Below are 19,601 nucleotides of genomic sequence, written 5' to 3' on the forward strand. Positions count from 1 at the left end.
GCGTGACCCCCTCCGGAGCCACAGGGGGCATCCGCTCCCTGTCCCGCCGAAGGCTCCCTCTCGGCCTCCGGCCGACCCCGTACGTCTCGGATCACGGCGGATCCGGCAGAGGCCCCGGCCTCAAGGAGGCCGGCCCCGATGACCCCCCGGTACCTCTTGACCGATACGCCGAACCAGGGCGGACACGACCACCGTCACGCCACCAGTGACTCCTGCTTCCGGCCCGCACCGGTCGACCGGTGCGAGCGAGCTGTGGAATCCCGCCCCTCCACGGCGTTCCTCTCGTTCGGCAAGGCCGCGGTGACCGGCCGCCGGCAGATCCCGACTGGCAAGATGGCGGGTGTGAATCACGATGATCTGGAGGCGGTACTCCGCATGGTCGGGGGGCGTCTGCGGGCTCTGCGGCTGCAGCGGCACGCGACACTCGACGACATCAGTGAGCGCAGCGGCATCTCCCCGAGCACGTTGTCCCGACTGGAGTCCGGACAGCGCAAGTACACCCTCGATCTCCTGCTGCCGCTCGCCGCCGCCTACGGCATTCCGCTCGACGAACTCGTCGGTGGACCACCGACGGGTGACCCGCGCATCCATCTGCGGCCCGTCACCGTACCGGGGCAGGATCAGACGATCCTGCCCCTGGTCCGCCACTACGGTGGCCCTCACGCCCACAAGCACGTGCTCCCGACGGGAGTGACGACCGCATCGAAGCAGGGACTCCACACCCATCAGGGCTACAACTGGATCTACGTCCTGCACGGGCGCCTGCGCATCACCGCCGGATCCCGACAGGTGGTCCTGTCGGCAGGGGAGGCGACGGAGTTCGACACCCGCCTGCCCCACGCGTTCGGCAACGCGGGTGAGCAACCCGTCGAGTTCCTGAGTCTCTTCGGCGCCCAGGGTGAGCGGATGCGTGTCGTCAGTTCATGGGAGGAGACGACCGGGGCAGCCCGCACCGGCGGCGAAGCGGTCTGACGGGTACTTCTTGCCAGGGCAGCAAGAAGATTCGGTCTCGTTGCCGACGAGTCGTACATGATCGCGCTGCCCGATACCCGAGTGACCTCAGGAAACAACCATGCCCATCTCACCACCGCCCATCGACCCGGAACTCGCCGCGGCCGTCGATCTCGACTCCCTGCGTATCACCCTCACCCACGAGGTGATCGAAAAAATGCGGGCCGCGGCTGCGCCTACGCCGACACTGAGCGAGCTGCGTCGCGGTGGTGACTTCGTCATCGAAGAGCACCGCGCCCGGCCGGCCGACGGTGGAGGCGCCGATGTGCCGCTGCTGCTGTGCCGACCTGCCGGAGCCGTGGGCAGGCTACCTGTTCTCTACTACCTGCACGGGGGCGGCATGGTCATGGGCCATGCCCGGCAGAACCTGGACCACGTCCTGGAGTGGGCGGAAGAACTGGGGGCGGCCGTCGTCTCGGTCGAGTACCGCCTGGCCCCGGAACACCCCTACCCCGCGGCTCTCGACGACAGCCTGGCCGGGATCACCTGGATCGCCACTCACGCTCGGGAATCGGGTATCGACCCGGAACGCGTCCTCGTAGTCGGGTTCAGCGGCGGTGGCGCCTTGGCCGCCGGCCTGACCTTGCGCCTGCGGGACTCGAGGGACTTGCGCCCACTGGGGCAGATGCTGGTCTGCCCCATGCTCGACGACCGCAACGACACGTTCTCCACCGTCCAGCTCGCGGAGTCCGGCGGCTGGAACCGTGCTGCCAACGAGGCCGCCTGGACCCACGTGCTCGGTGCGCGTCGGGGGACCCCAGGCATACCCGCCTACGCCGCGCCCGCCCGTGCCGAAGACCTGGGCGGGCTGCCCCCGACCTACCTCGAAGCCGGGTCCGCCGAGATCTTCCGGGACGAGGTCGTCGCCTACGCCTCACGGATCTGGGCGGCGGGTGGTGACGCGGAGCTGCACGTGTTCCCCGGCGGGTTCCACGGCTTCGACTTCTTCGTGCCCGGAGCCGCCCTGTCCCGGGACGCACGGGACGCCCGGCTGAAGTGGCTGCGCCGGACACTGCCTCCGCGGTCCTGAGGGGGCCGGATCACTGGCCCCCGCGAACACACACCCTCCAGGAGGCCCGCGCGGTGACGGTCGGCGGGGGACCGCGGCACCGCGGCCCGGCGCGTGTCGTGCTCCGCGGAACATGTCGACGGGAACCGCCACCGCACCGGCCTCCAGAGAACCGTAGCGGCCCGACGGGACTGGAAAGTCCTTTCGGCGGGCGTATGCCTCTGGCCGGGGCGATGACCTCCTCCTGTGACGTGCTTCATGTGAACCGTGCTCCGCGACGCCCCCGTTCACGCAGTGATATGTCCAGACGTCGGCCACGGCAGTGGGACGTCGTCAACCCTCGCCCGCGTGGCACAAGAACCGGAAGAAGCTGATGCACCATGAAGGACGGCGCGACCGTGTGGCTCCCGTATCCCCAGGAGGAGATCCCCGGCCTGCCGAACGCCTTCACGTACGGCCACTGGGACGGCTCCGGCCCGCTGCCCGGAGATCCGGGCGAGGTCCGGTTCCTCGCCGGACCCGCGGCACCGGGGGCCGAGCACGCTCTGCGGAGTGTGCTGCCGCGTATGGGACGGCTGGAGGTCTTCCAGCTCCTCAGCTCCGGATACGACTACGTGATGCCAATGCTGAACGACATGCCGCCCGGCACGAGGCTGGTGACGGCGCGCGGAGTGCACCGGGAGGCCACCGCCGAACTGGCCGTCACCCTTCTGCTGGCTCTGTGCCGGGGGATCGACCGGTTCATCACCCGGCAGGCCGAGGGGCGCTGGGGCCCTGAACCGCGGACCACCCTGGTCGGCAAGCGGGTCCTGATCATCGGATACGGCGCCGTGGGCGCGGCCGTCGCGGCTCGGCTCCGTGCGTTCCGGTGCGAGCCGGTCATCGTGGCCCGCAGCGAGCGCACCACCCCGGCGGTTCATGTGTATGGGATGGCGCAGATGTCCGCGTTGCTGCCCACGGTGGACGCGGTGGTGCTGTGCGCACCGCTGACGGAGTGGACGCGCGGCATGTTCGACGCGGACGCGCTGGCGCTCCTGAAAGACGGAGCCCTCCTGGTGAACGTCGCCCGCGGGGAACTCGTGGACACCGGCGCCGTCGTCCGCGAGGTGCGCAGCGGTCGGCTGCGGGTCGCGCTCGACGTGACGGATCCGGAACCCCTCCCCGGCAGCCATCCCCTCTGGAACCTGCCCGGCGCGCTGATCACTCCGCATGTGGCGGCGTTCACCGACGCCTTCCCCGCGATGTCCGCGGAGTTCCTCCGCCAGCAGCTTCACCGCTATGCGCGGGGTGAGGAACTGGACAACGTCGTCCTGACGACGGCCGGGTCCCTGGGCGGTGAGCGGGCTGCCTAGGCACACGAGGACCGTCGCGCGCTTCGGCGTGCCGGAGGCGGCAGGACCGGACACGGCTCTCGTCCGGGTACTTGAGACCTTCGAGTGCGACGGTCACCACGACCCAGGCGCTGCCTGGGAGACCTTCACCAGCACGTGGAACTGGGCCGCGCCGCTGCCCACGGCCGTGCCCGGCGGCGACGGCGCGGCGAGCTTCGCGGCCCGGCCGGTCCGAGGCGGTTTCTCGTTGTCCGGACGGTGGCGCGTGCCATCGCCCGGACGGCCTGGGAGATGGCTGGCCCTGCCGCTCACCCGCATCCGGCAGCGAGCCGGCGGCCCGGCGGTCGAGGCCGGTCCGGACCTCCTCGTGGTCTCGTCGAAGGTGCTTCCCCGACCATTCCGAGGGCCCCACGGCAGGGGCGGCGCGGAAGTGTCCGGCTCCGAGTTCCGGCTGGACGACGTCTATGTGCCGGCGGGATTCGCCACCCGGTCGGCGGCCAGTGCCCTGCGGACGGACGCCGCGGCTTTCCACTGGACGGCCGTGACCGGCATGGCCCTCGGGGTGGCCCGTCGTCTCACCGACACTCTGTCGGCCCCGGCGCCCGTCGCTGCGGCCGAGCTGGCCGCCGTGTTGCACGACGAGCGATCGAACCTCGCCGCAGCACTGCACGCCGCCTCGCCCACGGGGCGGGACGGGCCGCCGGACGTCGTGGAAGCGCTGGCCGAACAGGTCGGGCGAGCCGTTCGCGTGGTCCACACCTTGGTCGCCGCCTCGCACGAACACGCCCTGACCGCCGTCGCGAAGGACGACCGGCACCCCCTGTTGTGTGTGGTCGAGGGCGGTTCCCCGATACTTCAACACGCGCGGTACGCGGTGGACCTCCGCCGCCCGGCGACAGACATCTCCACGCGGAAGGCTGATCATGGTGACGACCGTCGCGTATCAGGGTGAGCGCGGGTCCAACTCGGCGACCGTCGCCCGCGATCTGTACCCCGGCAGCCGTGAGTTCGGCTGTACGGGTTTCGAGCAAGCCCTGGACTCCGTGACGCTGGGCGCAGCCGACGTGGCGGTGATTCCGGTCGACAACTCCGCCGCCGGACGCGTCGCGGACGTGCATCACCTGCTGCCCGAATCGGGACTGTTCATCGTCGCCGAGTACTTCCTCGCCATTCGCTTCGACCTGATGGGCGTGCCCGGTACGACTCTCGAACAGGTGGAGTGCGTCCGCAGTCACGTGCACGCCCTTGGGCAGTGCCGGAAGGTGCTGCGTGAGGGAGGGTGGCGCACCCTGGTGAGCGACGACACGGCGGGAGCGGCCCGCGAGGTGGCCGAGTTGGGTGACCCCCGGCACGCGGCGCTCTCCCCGCCCGCCGCGGCGCCCCTGCACGGTCTGGAAGTCCTGCGGGCGGGGGTCGAGGACGACCCGGACAACACCACGCGGTTCGTCGTCCTCTCCCGGGACGCCGCCATCGCTCCACTCGATCCCCACCGGGAGGAGCCAACGATGACGAGCCTGTTCTTCTGCGTACGGAACATCCCCAGCGCGCTGTACAAGGCGCTCGGCGGATTCGCCAGCAGCGGTGTGAACCTCACCAAGATCGAGAGCTACCAGATGGGTCCCGGGCTGAATCCCAGCCGGTTCTACGTGGAAATCGAGGGGCACCCCGACGAGCCGCATGTCGCCCTCGCGCTGCAGGAGCTGCGCTTCTTCTCCTCCGAGGTCCGCGTCCTGGGGGTGTATCCGGCTCATCCGCATCGGCTGCGCGAGCGCACCGGCTGACCTCGGCGGCACGCGGCGGCGGGCTTCGCTTGGCGGCGCGGTCACACAGCGCGTGACCGCGCCGCCCATGCCAGGGGGCTTGCGAACCGATACGGGACCGGACCGCACCCCCGGGTCATATGGTCAGGAGTGCGTGTACGGCACGTCGGGGAAGTCCAGTCGCGCCTGCCGCAGTTGTGCTCCGTACTCCTCCGTCCACCCGAAAGCGGTCTCGGCCCGCTTCCGCAGATCGGCGCCTGCGGCCCCACTCCAGAAGTGGACGAACTCGCCCATGTTCATGTCGCGGACGTAGGAGCCGTTGTGCTGGGTGAACTGCTCGGCCGTCAGCCGGAAGAACGAAGCGAGCACCTCGCCCTTGCCGTGGTCGCGCCAGACGGGCAGGAACCAGTCGCGGAACCAGGCGGTGTTGGCCCGCGGGAAGTTGTCGGTCTTCGCGATGGCCTTGCTGTACCAGTCCTCGGCGTCAGCGGTCATACCTGCTCCGAGGTAGGCGTCGTACTGGTAGATCTCCGCCCACTTGCTGTCGTCCCACAGTTTGAAGGCAGGTGATCCCTTGACGCCGTAGGCCGAGAACTCGACGATATGCGCTATCTCGTGCGAAGTGACGTTCCGCGCCTGGGAGTTGGTCTCGCTCCAGTCGCCGAGACCTATGTCGATCACGTTGCGGTAGTCGTGGGACGCGTCGAAGACGGTAGCGGGGTGACCGCCGCTGTACTTGTCCTGGTGGAAGACGGCGGCGAGCTGCGGGTTGCTGAAGCTGCCGTAGTTCTGCTTGGTGTACTTCCAGAGCCTGGTGACGTAATCGTTCAGCCAGGTCTGCGAACGGTCCATGTCATCGTCGACGTATATCGCGACATCGTCGTTCTCGTGCACCTTGTCGAGCAACTGGACGTGCTCCAGCCAGTGCTCCTGCCAGGTGGCCGGCATGGTGCCCGCTGGGGTGGTCACGGTCATCGGCGCCGTGTAGGCGGACTGGCCACCGGCGTTCTCCGCCCGCAGACGGTAATAGTAGGTGGTGCTGTCGGCCAGACCGAGATCCGTGTACGCGGTGGTGCTGTTCGGTACGACGCGGGACCAGTTCCAGTCGGTGCCGTTGAGGGAGCGTTCCACACGGAAAGACTGCTCAAGACGGGAGTTGTCCGTCCAGTTCAGCACGGCCTGGTCACCGGAGACGGCCTTCACGGACAGGCCGCTCGGCGCCTCGGGAGCGTCGACCTGGGAGGAGGGGTTGCCGGTGCCCAGCAGTTCCCACTCCGCCAACTGTGTCTGCCCGGCGCCATGGTTGGCGGTCACGTCGAGTCGGAAGTAGCGGTAGGAACGGTCGGTGTCGAGTGTGAACGATTTCTTCTGATACCTGCGGGTGAACGACTCACCGTTCCGGGTGTCGAGATCGGTCCAGGTGGTCCCGTCGACCGAGCCCCGCAGCGTCCAGTTCCTCGGGTCCCGGTCGGGGCTGTCGTTGGCGGAGGTGACGGTGTAACCCGTGAGCCTGGAAGAGCCGGCGGGCTGGTACTGGAGCCACGTGGTGGCGTGGTTCGCCAGGTACTTGCTGTACGGGCTGTTGTCCGCGACCCGTTGCCCGCCCTCCGCCCCGCCGGTGTTGTACTGATCCGTGACCGTGCCGGGCAGGTCGGTGATGTCGAACACCCCCACCGCCAGGTCGGCGGTGTCGGAGTAGTCCGAGAGCCCGTTGCCCACACCCACCGCGCGGATCCGGTAGGAGTACGAAGTGCCGGCGTCCAGCACGGGATCGGTGTAGGAGTGCACGTCCGTGCCGACGGTGGCCAGCGGTTCGAACGGGCCGCCCGCTGTGGAACGTTCGATCTGGAAGCCGGACTCGGCGTAGCCGGTGTCGTAACTGGAGTTGTCCGTCCAGTCCAGCATGGCACTGTCACCGTCCAGCGTCGCGGTCAGCTCGGAGGGAGCAGCTGGGACGCCGTTGCCGCCCGCCCACAATTCCCACTCCGCGAGCTGGGAGGTGGACGAACCGTTGGTCCCGCTCACCACGAGCCGGTAGTGGGTGTAGGCGGTGCCGGGCGTGACGCTGAACCCCCGCGTCTGGTGGCGTGCGGAGAACGTCTGGTTCGTGCGGGTGTCGATGGTGGTCCAGGCGGACCCATCGAGTGAGCCCTGCAGCGTCCAGTTCTTCGGGTCGCGGTCGGGGGCGTCATTGGCGGAGGTGAGGGTGTAGCGGTCGATCGTCGCGGCGGTGGTCGACTGGTATTGCACCCACATCGCCGAGCGGATGGTGAAGTACTTGGTCGTGACATCGTCGTCGATCAGCTTCGACTCCGATTCGGCGCCGGTCTCCGCGTACTGAGCGGTGATCTTGCCGCCGTTACCGGTGATATCCGTGCCCGGGTCCGGCGCGGTGGTCACCGTCGCGGTGCCTTCCGCGGCGTGGACCTCCGTGGTGGTGGTGAGGAGAGTGGCGCCGACCGCTCCGGTGAGTAGTGCGGCCGTCCACGGTCTGACGGGAGACGTGTACCGGCTGCCGGAGCCGGCGGGGGAGAAGCGCACCTCGGGTCCTTTCCGTATGTGTTGGCTGTGCCACTGCGAGAACGGATCAGGCAGCACCTCGGTTTACCCGTGGCGCCCTCACCTCCGGACGGGACACACCGGGTCTGCCGGTCCTGCCGGAGTGTGGTGACAGGGCGCACCAGATGCGGAACACCGCTCACCTCATCGTGTTCACCCCCTCGTCTTGCCGGGTTGGCAAGCGCCCTTGGCCGCGCCCGCCGGACGGTCGCAAGATCACCGGCGAACGAGAGGAAACACCATGACCGACGAACACCCTCTGTACGACGCCGTCGTGATCGGCGCAGGCGCGGCCGGCCTCAACGCGGCGCTCACCCTCGGGCGTGCGCGCCGCTCCGTGCTGGTCGTCGATGCAGGGCAGCAGCGCAACGCCCCCGCACGGTCGATCCACAATTACCTGGGACACGAGGGCATCGCCCCTGCCGACTTCCTTGACCTCGCGCGACGCGAGATCTCCCGCTTCGGCGTGGAGCGTGTGACGGCCTCGGTGATCGCCGCAGCGCGTGAGACGGAAACCCGCTTCGGCCTCATGCTCGACAATGGCGCCACGGTACGAGCGCGTCGGCTGCTCCTGGCCACCGGACTGGTGGACGAGCTGCCCGACGTGCCCGGTGTCGCCGAGCGCTGGGCGCGCGACGTGCTGCACTGCCCGTACTGTCACGGATGGGAGGTACGGGATCAGCCCATCGGCGTCCTGGCCACGAGCGCGGTGGGCGTGGAGCAGGCGCTGTTGTGGAGCCAGTGGAGCGACGAGGTCACCCTGCTCGCGCACACCGGGCCGCCCCTCGACGACACGGCGCGGGCCCGCCTGAACGCCCGATCGGTGCGGGTGGTCGAAGGCAAGGTGCGTGCGCTGGACGTCGTGGACGGCCGGTTGGCGGCGGCGCTGCTCGCGGACGGGCGGCGCGTCGACCTCACTCAGCTCGTGGTCGCGCCCCGCTTCACCGCTCGTGTCACCGGGCTGGACGGGTTGGGCCTTGAGGTCACGAACTGGGAGATGTTCGGGCAGGTCGCCGGTAGCTTCGTGGCGGCCAACCCGCAAGGCGCGACCAGTGTGCCCGGTGTGTTCGCGGCGGGTAACGTCACGAGTGTCACCGAGACAGTGATCGGGTCCGCGGCGGCCGGACTGAGGGCGGCGGCCGGGCTGAACCTCGATCTCATCACCGAGGACACACAGCGAGCCATGACCCTCTGACGGCCATCCCGGAACCGGCGCACGAAGGCGGTGGCCCCGCGCCGGGTCCGGCCATCAACAGCCGACGCCCCCACTGGGGTTCCGCCCGCCCGGTGCATCCACCGGTCGGGCGGGAGCACAGGATGTGCAGTGCGGCGCACCGCTTTCACCATGTGACCGGTGCTCAGGAGATGGCGACGCTGTACACGCGGAACTCGACGCGCAATCCGGGCAGGAGTCTTCCCTCGCCGACGAACGCGGTCTGGTTCACCCAGGCGTACCGCTTGTCCCCTGTCTCCATACGTGGCGTGATCATGAAGTACTGCTCTCCGAAGGCGGTTGGTTCGTCACCGCCCGCGAGGACCTTCTTGATCCCGTCCGTCATCTCGATGAGCCCGAAGTACTGGACGTAGATGGCCGCGCCGTCGTGGGTGTCGAAGGTACTCCGCACGTCGACCCGGGCGTATCCGTCGTCGCCCACGAGCAGCCAGTCACCCCCGCCGGCCGTGATGGTCCCCTTCAGCCTGTCTCCCGTGATCCCTCCCCCCACGCCCTCGGCGACGATGCGTTCGCCGAAGGGACCCTCACCGATGTGTTCCGTCGACAGGTCGACGTAGAAATTGAATTCCTTGACCAGAGTGGCCATGTTCTTCCCTTCTTGATGGGGAGCGGTGAAGTCCGTGCCGGCGAACCCGGTCACATGCCCGGTGTCATGGGCCCACGAGGGTGTCGTCGGCTCCCACGTCGACGCGCGTACCACCGATGAACTGGCCGGCCGTAGCCGGGCTCCTGTCGGTGGCGGCGTTCGTCCCGGCCCAAGCACCGTCGCCGTGGACGGTGTGGCAGCGCCCCATTGGGTTCGGAGGTGGCACACACGGCCGACCGTTCCGATACCTGGCGCACTCATCATGCCCGAACGCAGGCTCCGTTGACGAACCGAAAGCTCCTCACCACGACAGGGCGCCTTCGGTGCAAGGCCAACATGTATCAACTGTTCGAACGGGGTGACAACGCGGTCATGGGCCGCGGACTTCGCGGCTTCGAGCGGGTGGGCGGGTGCATGGTGGTCACAGAGCCCGCGACGAGGGCACAGCCGTAGGGCGGTTGCCCTCACTCTTCGACTAGGAGATCTCATGCTTTCCCATCACCGTTCCCGTGCGCGTCTGCTGGCCGTGGTCGCCGTGGCGGGTGTATCGCTGCTCACCGCCTGTCAAGGTGACTCCGACAAGGACGCTGCCGCGGTCGAGGTGGCGAGCACTGTTCCGGCTTCGGCATCGGCATCTGCCTCGGCGTCCGCTTCACCTTCTGTGCCGACGGCGGATGAGCCGGCTGCCGGTGACGGGGAAGCGGCGACAGTGGGCGACGAGGATGCGGCGACCGACGACGACGCGGCCGGCGAGGACGCGGTGGCGGACGACAGGGGTGCCGGGGTGAGCGGTGGGATCAGCGGCACGTTCGCCGACGGTGTGGTCGAGTACCTGGCGCCGGGCAAGTACATCGTGAGTGTGTCCGGTGCCGACCAGCAGTTCTTCGTGTCCGACAGCACCGTCGTGTACGGAGCGGGAACGCTGTGCGGCAGCTACAGCCCGCGGGCGACTACCCGGTGCTCCCTCGACGACCTGGAGAGGAGCACCAAGAGCGGGTCCATCGCCGCGGACGTGGTCGTCAAGCAGGGCGTCGCCACCAGGATCACCGAGCGATCGGCGCCGGACGAAGGCCCGGCCGTCGACGATCAGTGAGTGACTCGGACACCGTCATAACGGTTTCCGCCCATGCCCGGCTGACGTCCATTCCTCCGCAGGAGTCCTGCGAATACTCGCAGGATGGCTCGTGTTCTGCTGATCGACAAGGATCCCGCGCTGTGCCAGGAGGTACGGCGGGCCCTGCTGCCTCTTGAGGTCGAGGTGTTCGTGGCGTCGACGGGTGGTCGGGGACTGGAGAGTTTCCAGCAGCACCGTCCCGATCTGGTGCTGCTGGACGTGGATCTGCCGGATATCGGCGGAGTGGACGTGTGCCGTAGCATCCGCTCGGCGAGTCCCCTGCCTGTTCTGTTCCTGTCCGCACGGGACGACGACCGTGACGTCATAGCGGGACTGGACGCGGGAGCGGACTGGTACCTGGTGAAACCAGTGGCCGCTCGCGTGTTGCAATCCCGTGTCGCGGCGGCCCTGCGACACCGCGGCCGGGCCCGGCCGGAACGGGCGCCGGTGGAGCGCTACGGTGACTTGGTCATCGACCGTGTCGCGGTGGACGTGACCTTGCGGGGCCGGCGACTCAGCCTTGCCCGTTCGGAGCGCATGCTGTTGTTCGCTCTGTCCGCGGCGCCGGACCAGGTGTTCAGTCGCGCGGATCTCATGGCCGTCATCGGGGAGACCGACGCCGAGGCGAACCCGCGCAACGTCGACTCGTGTGTGAAGCGCCTGCGGCTGAAACTGGGCGAGTCGCGCAGCGCGCCGGGCTTCATCGAAACGGTGCGGGGGAGGGGCTACCGGTTTCGTGTGCGCCAAGACGGTGGAACTGACGGCTGAGGTGTCGCCACACTCCATGAATGAACGCCCGCCTCCAAAGGGGCGGATGGAGCGCGACGGCCCGCCGGACGTCACCTGACGGCCGACGGTGCCGTCTTCGTTCCCGTGCCGCCGGACTGTGTCGCTGCCCCGCCCTTGCGCCGGATGCCTACCGGGGGACCGGTTCCGCGGGATCCGCACGAACACGCGGACCGAAGGGCTGGGCGACGGATCTCCCGGCCCGGTCGGAGATCTGGTGTATCGACACCGGCCAAGTGCCCGGATGGTTCACGGCGGTGTGCGGACCAGCGGGACACGGTCACGAGTCACGCCGCCCCGGGGGCGGCGGACGTCTGCGCGACGGTCCGACCGCGCCCCGAGTACCTGGGCTTGGCACGCGTATGTCGATGGAGGACCGGTGCCGGGGCGGACTCCGGACAAGACCGGTCCGAGCCCACTCCTTGCCCCCAGGTGCTCAGCCGTCGCCCGGCACACCGGCGTCGGTAGGGGGAGACCGCCGCGGTGCGGCCTCGTCCTGCCGCGTCAACGACAACCTCACCGTGCACTGGGTGCCCTGGGTGGTGACGACAGCGCCGAGCACGCGGGCCAGCGCCAGGGCGGGCCGGTTTTCCGACAGCACCAGGGCGTGCAGCTCGTTGTGGCCCCGTTGCCGGGCGATGGCCACCGCCCGCCTCGCCAGTACCGAGCCGAGTCCCCTGGCCTGCCAGGCATCATCGATGAGGAGGGCGAGTTCGGCGGGGCCGTGATCGGCTCCACGGGCCGGGTGGAAGCCAGGTGTCCTGTCGGTGTGCAGGACGTGAGTGACGGCGATGACACGGCCGGGATCGCCCGCCGGGTGGGTGACCCAGGTGAGGCCGGCCGACGGCGCGGTCAGAGCACGCCACTCCGCTGCCGAGAGACATTGCCTGCCGGTGAGATAGCGCAGGGTGAGGCTCCGTCGTGAGCTGCGGGTGTGCAGGGCGTTGACGGAGGGCAGGTCACCGATGGTGGCGAGCCGCGTACGGGTCGTTGCCCCGTTGCGCAGCCGGGTGGTCCACTCGGCCGGGGTGACAGCTCCGGCCGGGCGGGCGAATATCACCTGAGCAGTCACGGACCGGGGGAACCATGCCGTGGGGCCGCCCATCACGTGCCCTGCCGCTGCCGGGCGTCGGAGCACTTTCCGGCCGGAATCGGCACCGGGTGAGAAGTGCGTCCCGAGAGCGTCCGTGACGACGGGTGACGCGGTTCCGGCATCCAGCGCGCCGTCACCACCACGGCGACGCCCACCGTGAACGAGGCGATGAGGAAGGCCAGCCGCATCGCGTCCACGTAGGCGTCCTGAGCGACGGCCCGCAGGTCCGGCAGGGTGTCACGCAGCGACCCGGGCAGGGCCGGGTCGGCGGCCAGTGCGTCGAGGACGCCGAAGGTGTGGGTGAGGGACTGTGACCCTGTCTCCCGCACGGCCGGGGGCAGTGCCCCTGCGACATCGTCGATCCTGTCGCGGTAGGCCGCCGACACGACGGAGCCCAGCACGGCCACTCCGAGCGCCGAGCCGATCTGCCGCAGTGCGTTGCTCATCCCGGCCCCGGCTGCGGCCTGGTCGGGGGGCACGGTACTCATCGCGGCCGTGGTCGCGACGCCGAGGACCAGCCCCATCCCGAGCCCGGACGCCGCGAGGACGAACTCGTAGATCCACAACGGAGTGCCGGCTGTCACGAACGCCTGCCCCAGGCAGGATCCGCCGATCAGGGCCAGGCCGTTCGAGACGGTCACCCGGACACCCACGAGGTCGCGCACCCGGCCGCTGAACGACGCGGCGAGGACAGTGCCCGCCGCGATCGGCAGCGCGCTCAACCCGAGTTCCATGGGGGAATACCCGCGGACACCCTGCCCGTAGAACACCATGAGGAACGTCCCGCCGGTGAGTGCGAAGTACGCCAGGGCCAGGCCCAGCGTGCCGACCGCGAAGGCGGGGTTGCGCAGGAGGCGCACATCCACGGCGGGTGTGGCAGCACGCCGTTCGAACCACACCAGTACCGACAGCAGCACGACGCCCGTCCCCAGCGGCAGCAGCGTACCTTCGGCGAACCACTGTCTGCTCTCTCCGGCGTGGATGACCCCGTAGACGACCAGGCCGGCGCCCACGGCGGAGAGCGCGACGCCGGGAATGTCGATGCGGAGGCGGTCAGAAGTGCCGGAGCCGGGCACCAGAAGCAGCAGCATCACCGCACAGGTGATCACGACCGGCACATTGATGAGGAAGACCGAGCCCCACCAGAAGCGCAGGAGCAGTGCCCCTCCCGTCAACGGGCCGAGCGCGATGGCCAGTCCGCCCAGTGCCGACCAGACACCGATGGCCTTGTGGCGTTCGTCCTCGTCGAACATTTCGTTGATCAACGCCAGTGACACAGGAGGCACCACGGACCCGCCGACGCCCATCACGGCCCGCCAGAGGATCAGTTCACCGGGGGAGTCGGCGAATGCCGCCAGGGCCGACGCCACCGTGAACAGGGCAAGCCCGGCCAGCAGTACCCGTCGGCGTCCCCACGCGTCGGCCATGACGCCCGCCGTGAACATCAGGGCCGCGTAGCACAGGATGTACGAGTCCAGTACCCACTGCAACTGCCCGTTGGAGGCGGAGAGATCGGTCTGGATGGTCTGCAAGGCCACATTCAGGATGGTGTTGTCCATCATGACCACGAGGAAGCAACTGCCCAACGCGACCATGGCGAGTCCGCGTCTTCTGTCCGTGCTGTGGACTGTGGTGTGGGCAGGGCGGATGGCAGGCATGGGTGTCCCGGAGGGCTGGAGGTCGGTTGGCCGATCGGTGTGGCAGTCCGCGAAGCGGAGGTGGCTGTCAGGGCCGCGGCATGTTGGCACGCTATCCGCGAGATGTGCCTGTCACCGCAGGTTGAACAGCGCATGGACGGATTTTGAGACGGTGAGTGGGCACTTGCCGGTCCCCGCTCGTGCCCCGAGCAGGTCTGCGGAATGCTCATTCGACGCAGCTCGATACGTATACCCGGTGAGCTGCTCAATTTCTGCCCAAGGATTGCTCATTAGGTGTTCGGCATGATGGTGCGAACCGATCCAGCCGCCGGTATTCGCGTTGCCGCAGCGAATTTCTCGCCACTTTTTTCTCCGTCATTGACATTGATCGCTGAGGCAAGATTAAATCCTCAACATCATTATGAGAACCCTGCGGGGAGAAAGAGGTGCGCTCGATGAGCAGAATTCGCAGCATGGGTTACACGGTCGGCGTCGCGATGTTCGCCGCCACACTGCTGACGACCGGGGCGCCGGTCGCCTCGGCGTCGACGGATGCAGCCGCGTGCCCCAGGTCCTATCCGACGGTCGACCCGATATGCGTCTTCGACGGGGCCGACTTCACGGGTCTGCTTGAGAACAGCCCGGTGTGGACGCCTGTGCTGCCCGCCGGAAAGAACGACAGGATCTCATCGATCATCAACGCTTCCGGCTACCGGCTCCGTGTCTTCGAGGCCAACAACTACCAGGGAAGTTGGATCGAGATCGGCCCCCACCAGAGCTGGGTCGCTTCTGTCGACTGGGACAACCGTATCTCCGGCTACTTCACGTACTGAGCGGGACCAGGACCAGCCTCCCCTGCGTCGAGCCGACGTTCGGGGAGGCTGTGTCGGGGACTCACGGCTCACGAGTACCCGAAGTTCTGGGTCCACATGGGACCCAGAGCGGTGATGAACACACCGACACCGATCACGCGGAACTCTCGGTGCAGGATGTTTCGCCGATGCGGCGGGCTGTTCATCCAGTCGGTGACCACCGCTTCCGGCGTCGGCTGTCCGAAAGCGATGTTCTCTCCACCGGGCAGCGGGAAGCCGGCCGCGAGCATGCGCTCCGCCGGCGAGGTACCGTCCGGAGCCACGTGGTCGAAGTAGCCGAGGTGGACCATGTCCGCGCTGTGACCGCGGGCGGACGTCCGCAGACGCTCGTCAGCGATCAAGGGTTCCATGCCTCGCACGGCGCGCTCTCGGTTCACGAGCACGGTGACCGGGTTCTCCAGCGAACGTCGTACGGCATCGCCGCCGATGGCGGACGCGTCCGCGGTCCGACGGGTCCGCGGCGCGCCGTCCTGGTCACTTCCGGAGGGAGCACCCAGGAATCGGATGCGTCCTTCGCCGCTGTCCCATTGAGCATCAGGGGCGTTCGTGCTCATCCCTTGAGCCGGTCCACCGTTTCCTTGGCCTCCAACAGGCCGGCCCCCGTGGCCTCGCGGTACTTCTTTATCGCGGAGATATCCTCCCCGGCACGGGCGAGCGCGGCGACTTCCTTCGGCACGAGATCGTGATCCGGCACGTTCCCCTGCTTCAGAAGGAGGTCGATCTTCTGTTCCAGGCGCGTGATTCGCCGATCCAGCCGACGCCCTCGGTTCTCCAGCGCCGCCATGGTTGTAAAGCCCACGAGAATCGCGAGAAGGCCTGTGAGGACGTCCATGTGTGCTTCTCTTCCTTTTTGCTGCATGACGGAACTGGCCGATAGGCGGCTGCACATCATATCGGGCACGAGTGGGCTTTCGAAGGTCGTGCGCGCCTGCTGACCCTGTCGGTCCTGTTCGTATTCTGCTCACTCGCTGCTCACCCCTGGTGGCCCGTCAGCCTCTCGTCGGCTCCGAGGAACACGGTGCGCGGTCCTTTCGACGGTTCCCTCCTGGAGGAGGAACTCGGATTCTCCGGGTGTGCCCGGACGCCTGTCTCTCTCCTCCGTACGGCGGAGGCCGACAGCCCTGTCGTCTGCGTGGCGGAGGCGCCGTATAGACACCGGGACGGAGGATTCTGCCGCGACGTGCCGGTGGACTGTGGATACCACTGACCGCACCGATCGAAGGTCCCCGCATGCTCGGAGTACGCAGCCGCAGAACACCCCCCGGCGCGCCCATCGGAATCGACCCCACCCGCAGCGCCGTACGACTCACACAGGTGACCAAGGCCTACGGCCGGGGACCGTCCGCGGTCGTCGCACTGGAACAGGTCAGCACCGGCATCACCGCCGGCACGTTCACCGCCGTCATGGGCCCTTCGGGCTCGGGCAAGAGCACCTTCCTGCACTGTGCCGCCGGACTCGATCAGCCGACGTCCGGAGTGGTGCAGCTCGGCGGGCAGAACTTGGGGGACCTCGGGGAACGACAGCTCACGGAGTTCCGCCGGACCCGGATCGGCTTCGTCTTCCAGGCGTTCAACCTGCTGCCCTCCCTCACCGTGGAGCAGAACATCACCCTCCCCCTGCGGCTGGCCGGGACCCGGGCCGAGAAAGGGACGTTGCACGGCATCGCGACCTCCGTGGGCCTCGCGGACCTCCTGGACCGCCGCCCCGCCGAACTCTCCGGGGGCCAGCAGCAACGCGTCGCCATCGCTCGCGCCCTCATCACCCGACCCGAGGTGATCTTCGCTGACGAGCCGACGGGCGCACTCGACCCCGACACGGCCGAGGAGATACTCGCCCTGCTCCGGCAGGCGGTGACCGACCTGCACCAGACCGTGGTGATGGTCACCCACGATCCGGCCGCCGCCCAGCGCACGGACCGGGTGCTCTTCCTGGCCGCCGGCCGAGTGGTCGACTCCGTCGACGCACCCTCCGTGGCCCGGATCACGAGCGTCATGAGTGAGCTGCGGAGGAAGTACTGATGCTGCGTCTCGCCCTGGCGACCCTGCGGTCGCGCGCGGGTGCCTTCGCCGCAACGTTCACGGCCCTGTTGCTGGCGGCGGCCGTGGTGAGCGCCTGCGGGGTGCTCCTCGAATCGGGGCTGCGCTCCGCGCTCCCGCCGGAACGGTACGACAAGGCACCGGTGATCGTGGCCGCGAGCCCGTCCGTGGAGCTCGAGGTCAAGTCAGCGGACGGGTCCCCTTACCGGAGCGCGCAGGCCCTCACCGAACGGCCCCGTCTCGACGCCTCCCTGGCCGACGACATCGCCGCACTCGACGGTGTCACCTCGGTGGTGCCGGACCGCCGTGCGACGGTGCGTCTGCTGGCCGGAGACCGCTCCGTCACCGGCGCGAACGGTGCCGTGCCCCAGGCGCACACCTGGGAGAGCCGCGTCCTGGGCGGGTTCCGTCTCACCGAGGGGCACCGCCCCGAGGGCTCCCGCCAGGCCGTCCTGGACACCGACCTCGCCGAGCGGGCCGGGCTCCGCGTCGGCGATGACGTCCGGCTGATGTCGACGGCCACGCCGCTCACCTTCGAGGTCACCGGCCTGGTGACCCTCGACGGGGGCCGAACGCCCCGGCAGTCGGTGCTCTTCGCCTCCGCGGCCGCGGTCGAGGAGCTGGCACCGGCCGCGCGCACGTCGGTAGACGCGTTCGGCGTCCTCACCGCCCCCGGCATCCCGGCGGAGCGGATCGCCGCGCAGATCGAGAAGACGCTGAAGGACACCGACGCGTCCGTGTACACGGGCGGCGGGCGGGGCAAGGCGGAGTTCACCGACGTGGCGGTCGGCGCGGCCACCCTGGTGGAGCTGGCCACGGCGATCGGCGGCAACGTCATGCTCGTGGCCGTCTTCGTCCTGTGCGCGACGACGTCGCTCGCCATCCGGCACCGCCGGCGGGAGATGGCACTGCTGCGCGCGATCGGCACCACCCCGCGGCAGCTCCACCGCATGATCGCCGCGGAGTCCGCCGTGGCCGGACTGGCCGCCGGGGTGCTGGGCTGCCCGCTCGGCATCGGCGTCGTGTACTGGCTCAGTGGCCAGTTCGCCGGACGCGGCATCGTGCCGCCGGACTTCCAGCCGGTGGTCGGGCCGTTGCCCTTCCTCACCGCGGTGACGGCCACCGTCCTGACCGCGGTGGGTGCAGCGTGGTTCGCCGCCCGGCGGGCAGCGCGCGTGCGCCCCACCGAGGCCCTCAGGGAGGCGGCGGGCGAACCCGACCGCCTGGGCCGCGGGCGACTGGTGACCGGCGGGGTGCTGCTCGCCCTGGCGGCCTCCGTACTGGGCCTGGGCCTGGCCTACCGCACCGACTTCATGACCTTGGTGGGCATGGCCAATTCGCTGGTCCTGCTGCTCGTGATAGCGGCAGCGGTCCTCGGCCCGCTGCTGTCCCGCGCCGCGACCGCTCTGCTCGCCCCGCTGCTGCTGCGCACCGGTGCCGCCGGCTGGCTGGCGGCGGCCAACTCCCGGGCGCGCGCCGCCCGGACGGCGGCGGCCGTCACCCCGCTGATCCTGGCGGTGTCCTTCGCCGCGACCGTCGTCTTCACCCAGACCACCCAACTCGACCGGTCCGCCCAGGAGATCCGCTCGGGCACGGTGGCCGACCAGGTGCTGACCTCCACCGACGGGGTGTCCCCGGACCTGGCGCGCCGGGCCGCGGCACTGCCCGGGGTGTCGGCCGCCACCGGAATCGTCCGTTCCAAGGCCGTGGGCGTGGGCTCCCTGCTCGGCACGGAGGAGACCGTCTCCCTCACCGCGCAGGGCCTCCAGCCGTCCGCCCTGTCCGCCACGATCGACCTGGAGGCCCGCGACGGCGACCTCTCGGCCCTCGCTCCGAACACGGTCGCCCTCAGCACGACGGCGGCATCGTGGCTCGGGCTGGGCGTCGGGGACCGGGCCCACCTGTATCTCGGTGACGGCACACCCTTCACGGGCGAGGTGATCGCCGTGTACGGCCGCGGGCTCGGCTTCGCCGACCTCACCTTCGACCACGATCTGCTGCTCTCGCACACCACCGCGGGCGTGGACCAGTCGGTACTGGTCCGGACCGAGTCCGGAACCGGCGATGTCGCGGGTCAGCTCTCCAAGCTGGCCCACGCCTACCCGGGTACGGCACTGAGCGGCGCGCTGGCGGCGGACGACCTGGTGGCGGAGCAGCGGGCGATGGCGTGGGTGAACTACGTGGTGGTCGGTCTGATCATCGCCTACACCGCGCTCACCGTCGTCAACACCCAGGCGATGAACACCGCCGCCCGGCGGCGGGAGTTCGCCCTGCTGCGGCTGACCGGCGCCACCCGCGCGCAACTGCTCGGGATGGTGCGCCGGGAGAGCGGCGCGGTGGTGGTCGTCGGAGCGGCCCTGGGGACGCTTCTCGCCGTTCCGCCGCTGGCGTTGGTGGCGCTCGCCCTGACGGGCGGGCCGATGCCCACGGTGCCGGTGGCGGGCTGGCTCCTCATCGTCGGCGCGACGGGTCTGCTGGCGGTGGCCGGGGCGATGCTGCCCAGCCGTCTGATGCTTCGCGCCCGGCCGGTGGACGCCATCGGGACGAAGGAATGACCGCATGACGAGCGCTC

The 19,601-nt window shown here is 69.3% G+C and carries 17 protein-coding genes; 11 read left to right on the forward strand and 6 right to left on the reverse strand.

Going from position 1 to position 19,601, the window contains the following annotated elements; translation table 11 throughout:
- Nucleotides 1–342: 342 nt before the first annotated feature.
- The 5 genes from ACFIF2_RS22885 (at nt 343) to ACFIF2_RS22905 (ending at nt 5,132) form a co-directional block, all read left to right on the forward strand.
- Nucleotides 343–972 (forward strand): helix-turn-helix domain-containing protein, encoded by a 630-nt coding sequence (locus ACFIF2_RS22885; RefSeq protein WP_395575070.1) that lies wholly within the window; start codon nt 343–345, stop codon nt 970–972.
- Between the two features lie 100 nt (nt 973–1,072).
- A complete protein-coding gene (locus ACFIF2_RS22890) occupies nt 1,073–2,041 on the forward strand; it encodes an alpha/beta hydrolase (protein WP_395575071.1) in 969 nt (322 codons plus the stop codon).
- Nucleotides 2,042–2,400: 359 nt separating this feature from the next.
- Nucleotides 2,401–3,372 carry an NAD(P)-dependent oxidoreductase gene (locus ACFIF2_RS22895; RefSeq protein WP_395575072.1) on the forward strand — a complete coding sequence of 324 codons (972 nt, stop codon included), beginning with the start codon at nt 2,401–2,403 and terminating at the stop codon, nt 3,370–3,372.
- 409 nt (nt 3,373–3,781) lie between these two features.
- The gene (locus ACFIF2_RS22900; RefSeq protein WP_395575073.1) at nt 3,782–4,303 is read left to right on the forward strand and encodes a hypothetical protein; all 522 of its coding nucleotides are present in this window, start codon (nt 3,782–3,784) and stop codon (nt 4,301–4,303) included.
- Nucleotides 4,278–5,132: a prephenate dehydratase gene (locus tag ACFIF2_RS22905; RefSeq protein ID WP_395575158.1), complete on the forward strand. Its 855-nt coding sequence runs from the start codon at nt 4,278–4,280 to the stop codon at nt 5,130–5,132. Before ACFIF2_RS22900 ends, ACFIF2_RS22905 begins: the two co-directional genes overlap by 26 nt.
- Before the next feature lie 123 nt (nt 5,133–5,255).
- Here the strand turns inward: ACFIF2_RS22905 and ACFIF2_RS22910 are convergent, their stop codons facing one another.
- On the reverse strand, nt 5,256–7,652 hold the full coding sequence (locus ACFIF2_RS22910; RefSeq protein ID WP_395575074.1) for a fibronectin type III domain-containing protein: 2,397 nt from the start codon (nt 7,650–7,652) through the stop codon (nt 5,256–5,258).
- Nucleotides 7,653–7,911: 259 nt separating this feature from the next.
- On the opposite strand from ACFIF2_RS22910, the gene ACFIF2_RS22915 reads away from it, so the two are divergent.
- Entirely contained in the window at nt 7,912–8,865 is a 954-nt protein-coding gene (locus tag ACFIF2_RS22915; RefSeq protein ID WP_395575075.1) for an NAD(P)/FAD-dependent oxidoreductase, read from the forward strand.
- Between the two features lie 163 nt (nt 8,866–9,028).
- Here ACFIF2_RS22915 and ACFIF2_RS22920 read toward each other — a convergent pair whose 3' ends face one another.
- On the reverse strand, nt 9,029–9,490 hold the full coding sequence (locus ACFIF2_RS22920) for a DUF3237 domain-containing protein (RefSeq protein WP_395575076.1): 462 nt from the start codon (nt 9,488–9,490) through the stop codon (nt 9,029–9,031).
- Nucleotides 9,491–9,977: 487 nt separating this feature from the next.
- On the opposite strand from ACFIF2_RS22920, the gene ACFIF2_RS22925 reads away from it, so the two are divergent.
- Entirely contained in the window at nt 9,978–10,583 is a 606-nt protein-coding gene (locus tag ACFIF2_RS22925; protein WP_395575077.1) for a hypothetical protein, read from the forward strand.
- Nucleotides 10,584–10,667: 84 nt separating this feature from the next.
- Entirely contained in the window at nt 10,668–11,372 is a 705-nt protein-coding gene (locus ACFIF2_RS22930; protein ID WP_395575078.1) for a response regulator transcription factor, read from the forward strand.
- Between the two features lie 454 nt (nt 11,373–11,826).
- Here the strand turns inward: ACFIF2_RS22930 and ACFIF2_RS22935 are convergent, their stop codons facing one another.
- Nucleotides 11,827–12,462 carry a GNAT family N-acetyltransferase gene (locus ACFIF2_RS22935; protein WP_395575079.1) on the reverse strand — a complete coding sequence of 212 codons (636 nt, stop codon included), beginning with the start codon at nt 12,460–12,462 and terminating at the stop codon, nt 11,827–11,829.
- A 32-nt stretch (nt 12,463–12,494) separates the two neighbouring features.
- Complete coding sequence (locus tag ACFIF2_RS22940) at nt 12,495–14,141, reverse strand: MFS transporter (protein WP_395575080.1); 1,647 nt, start codon at nt 14,139–14,141, stop codon at nt 12,495–12,497.
- A 452-nt stretch (nt 14,142–14,593) separates the two neighbouring features.
- On the opposite strand from ACFIF2_RS22940, the gene ACFIF2_RS22945 reads away from it, so the two are divergent.
- Nucleotides 14,594–14,953, forward strand: a complete 360-nt coding sequence (locus tag ACFIF2_RS22945; protein ID WP_395575081.1) for a peptidase inhibitor family I36 protein — start codon at nt 14,594–14,596, stop codon at nt 14,951–14,953.
- A 68-nt stretch (nt 14,954–15,021) separates the two neighbouring features.
- Here ACFIF2_RS22945 and ACFIF2_RS22950 read toward each other — a convergent pair whose 3' ends face one another.
- Both ACFIF2_RS22950 and ACFIF2_RS22955 read right to left on the reverse strand, forming a co-directional pair.
- Complete coding sequence (locus ACFIF2_RS22950) at nt 15,022–15,546, reverse strand: CAP domain-containing protein (RefSeq protein ID WP_395575082.1); 525 nt, start codon at nt 15,544–15,546, stop codon at nt 15,022–15,024.
- Nucleotides 15,543–15,824, reverse strand: coding sequence for a hypothetical protein (locus ACFIF2_RS22955; RefSeq protein WP_395575083.1), 282 nt, complete (start codon nt 15,822–15,824; stop codon nt 15,543–15,545). The genes ACFIF2_RS22950 and ACFIF2_RS22955 overlap by 4 nt, the downstream gene beginning before the upstream one ends.
- Nucleotides 15,825–16,222: 398 nt before the next feature.
- Here ACFIF2_RS22955 and ACFIF2_RS22960 point away from each other — a divergent pair, with 398 nt between their 5' ends.
- Nucleotides 16,223–17,011 carry an ABC transporter ATP-binding protein gene (locus ACFIF2_RS22960; RefSeq protein WP_395575084.1) on the forward strand — a complete coding sequence of 263 codons (789 nt, stop codon included), beginning with the start codon at nt 16,223–16,225 and terminating at the stop codon, nt 17,009–17,011.
- Nucleotides 17,011–19,584, forward strand: coding sequence for an FtsX-like permease family protein (locus tag ACFIF2_RS22965; RefSeq protein WP_395575085.1), 2,574 nt, complete (start codon nt 17,011–17,013; stop codon nt 19,582–19,584). The genes ACFIF2_RS22960 and ACFIF2_RS22965 overlap by 1 nt, the downstream gene beginning before the upstream one ends.
- The last annotated feature ends 17 nt before the right edge of the window (nt 19,585–19,601 follow it).

This window comes from Streptomyces sp. BK79 (assembly GCF_044142145.1).
Taxonomy (GTDB): Bacteria; Actinomycetota; Actinomycetes; order Streptomycetales; family Streptomycetaceae; genus Streptomyces.

Bases quoted from the DNA above. Each gene is read 5' to 3' on its own strand.
- ACFIF2_RS22890 (WP_395575071.1), top strand. From the start codon at position 1,073: ATGCCCATCTCACCACCGCCCATCGACCCGGAACTCGCCGCGGCCGTC.
- ACFIF2_RS22895 (WP_395575072.1), top strand. From the start codon at position 2,401: ATGAAGGACGGCGCGACCGTGTGGCTCCCGTATCCCCAGGAGGAGATC.
- ACFIF2_RS22915 (WP_395575075.1), top strand. From the start codon at position 7,912: ATGACCGACGAACACCCTCTGTACGACGCCGTCGTGATCGGCGCAGGC.
- ACFIF2_RS22920 (WP_395575076.1), bottom strand. From the start codon at position 9,490: ATGGCCACTCTGGTCAAGGAATTCAATTTCTACGTCGACCTGTCGACG.
- ACFIF2_RS22925 (WP_395575077.1), top strand. From the start codon at position 9,978: ATGCTTTCCCATCACCGTTCCCGTGCGCGTCTGCTGGCCGTGGTCGCC.
- ACFIF2_RS22930 (WP_395575078.1), top strand. From the start codon at position 10,668: ATGGCTCGTGTTCTGCTGATCGACAAGGATCCCGCGCTGTGCCAGGAG.
- ACFIF2_RS22940 (WP_395575080.1), bottom strand. From the start codon at position 14,141: ATGCCTGCCATCCGCCCTGCCCACACCACAGTCCACAGCACGGACAGA.
- ACFIF2_RS22945 (WP_395575081.1), top strand. From the start codon at position 14,594: ATGGGTTACACGGTCGGCGTCGCGATGTTCGCCGCCACACTGCTGACG.
- ACFIF2_RS22950 (WP_395575082.1), bottom strand. From the start codon at position 15,546: ATGAGCACGAACGCCCCTGATGCTCAATGGGACAGCGGCGAAGGACGC.
- ACFIF2_RS22955 (WP_395575083.1), bottom strand. From the start codon at position 15,824: ATGGACGTCCTCACAGGCCTTCTCGCGATTCTCGTGGGCTTTACAACC.
- ACFIF2_RS22960 (WP_395575084.1), top strand. From the start codon at position 16,223: ATGCTCGGAGTACGCAGCCGCAGAACACCCCCCGGCGCGCCCATCGGA.
- ACFIF2_RS22965 (WP_395575085.1), top strand. From the start codon at position 17,011: ATGCTGCGTCTCGCCCTGGCGACCCTGCGGTCGCGCGCGGGTGCCTTC.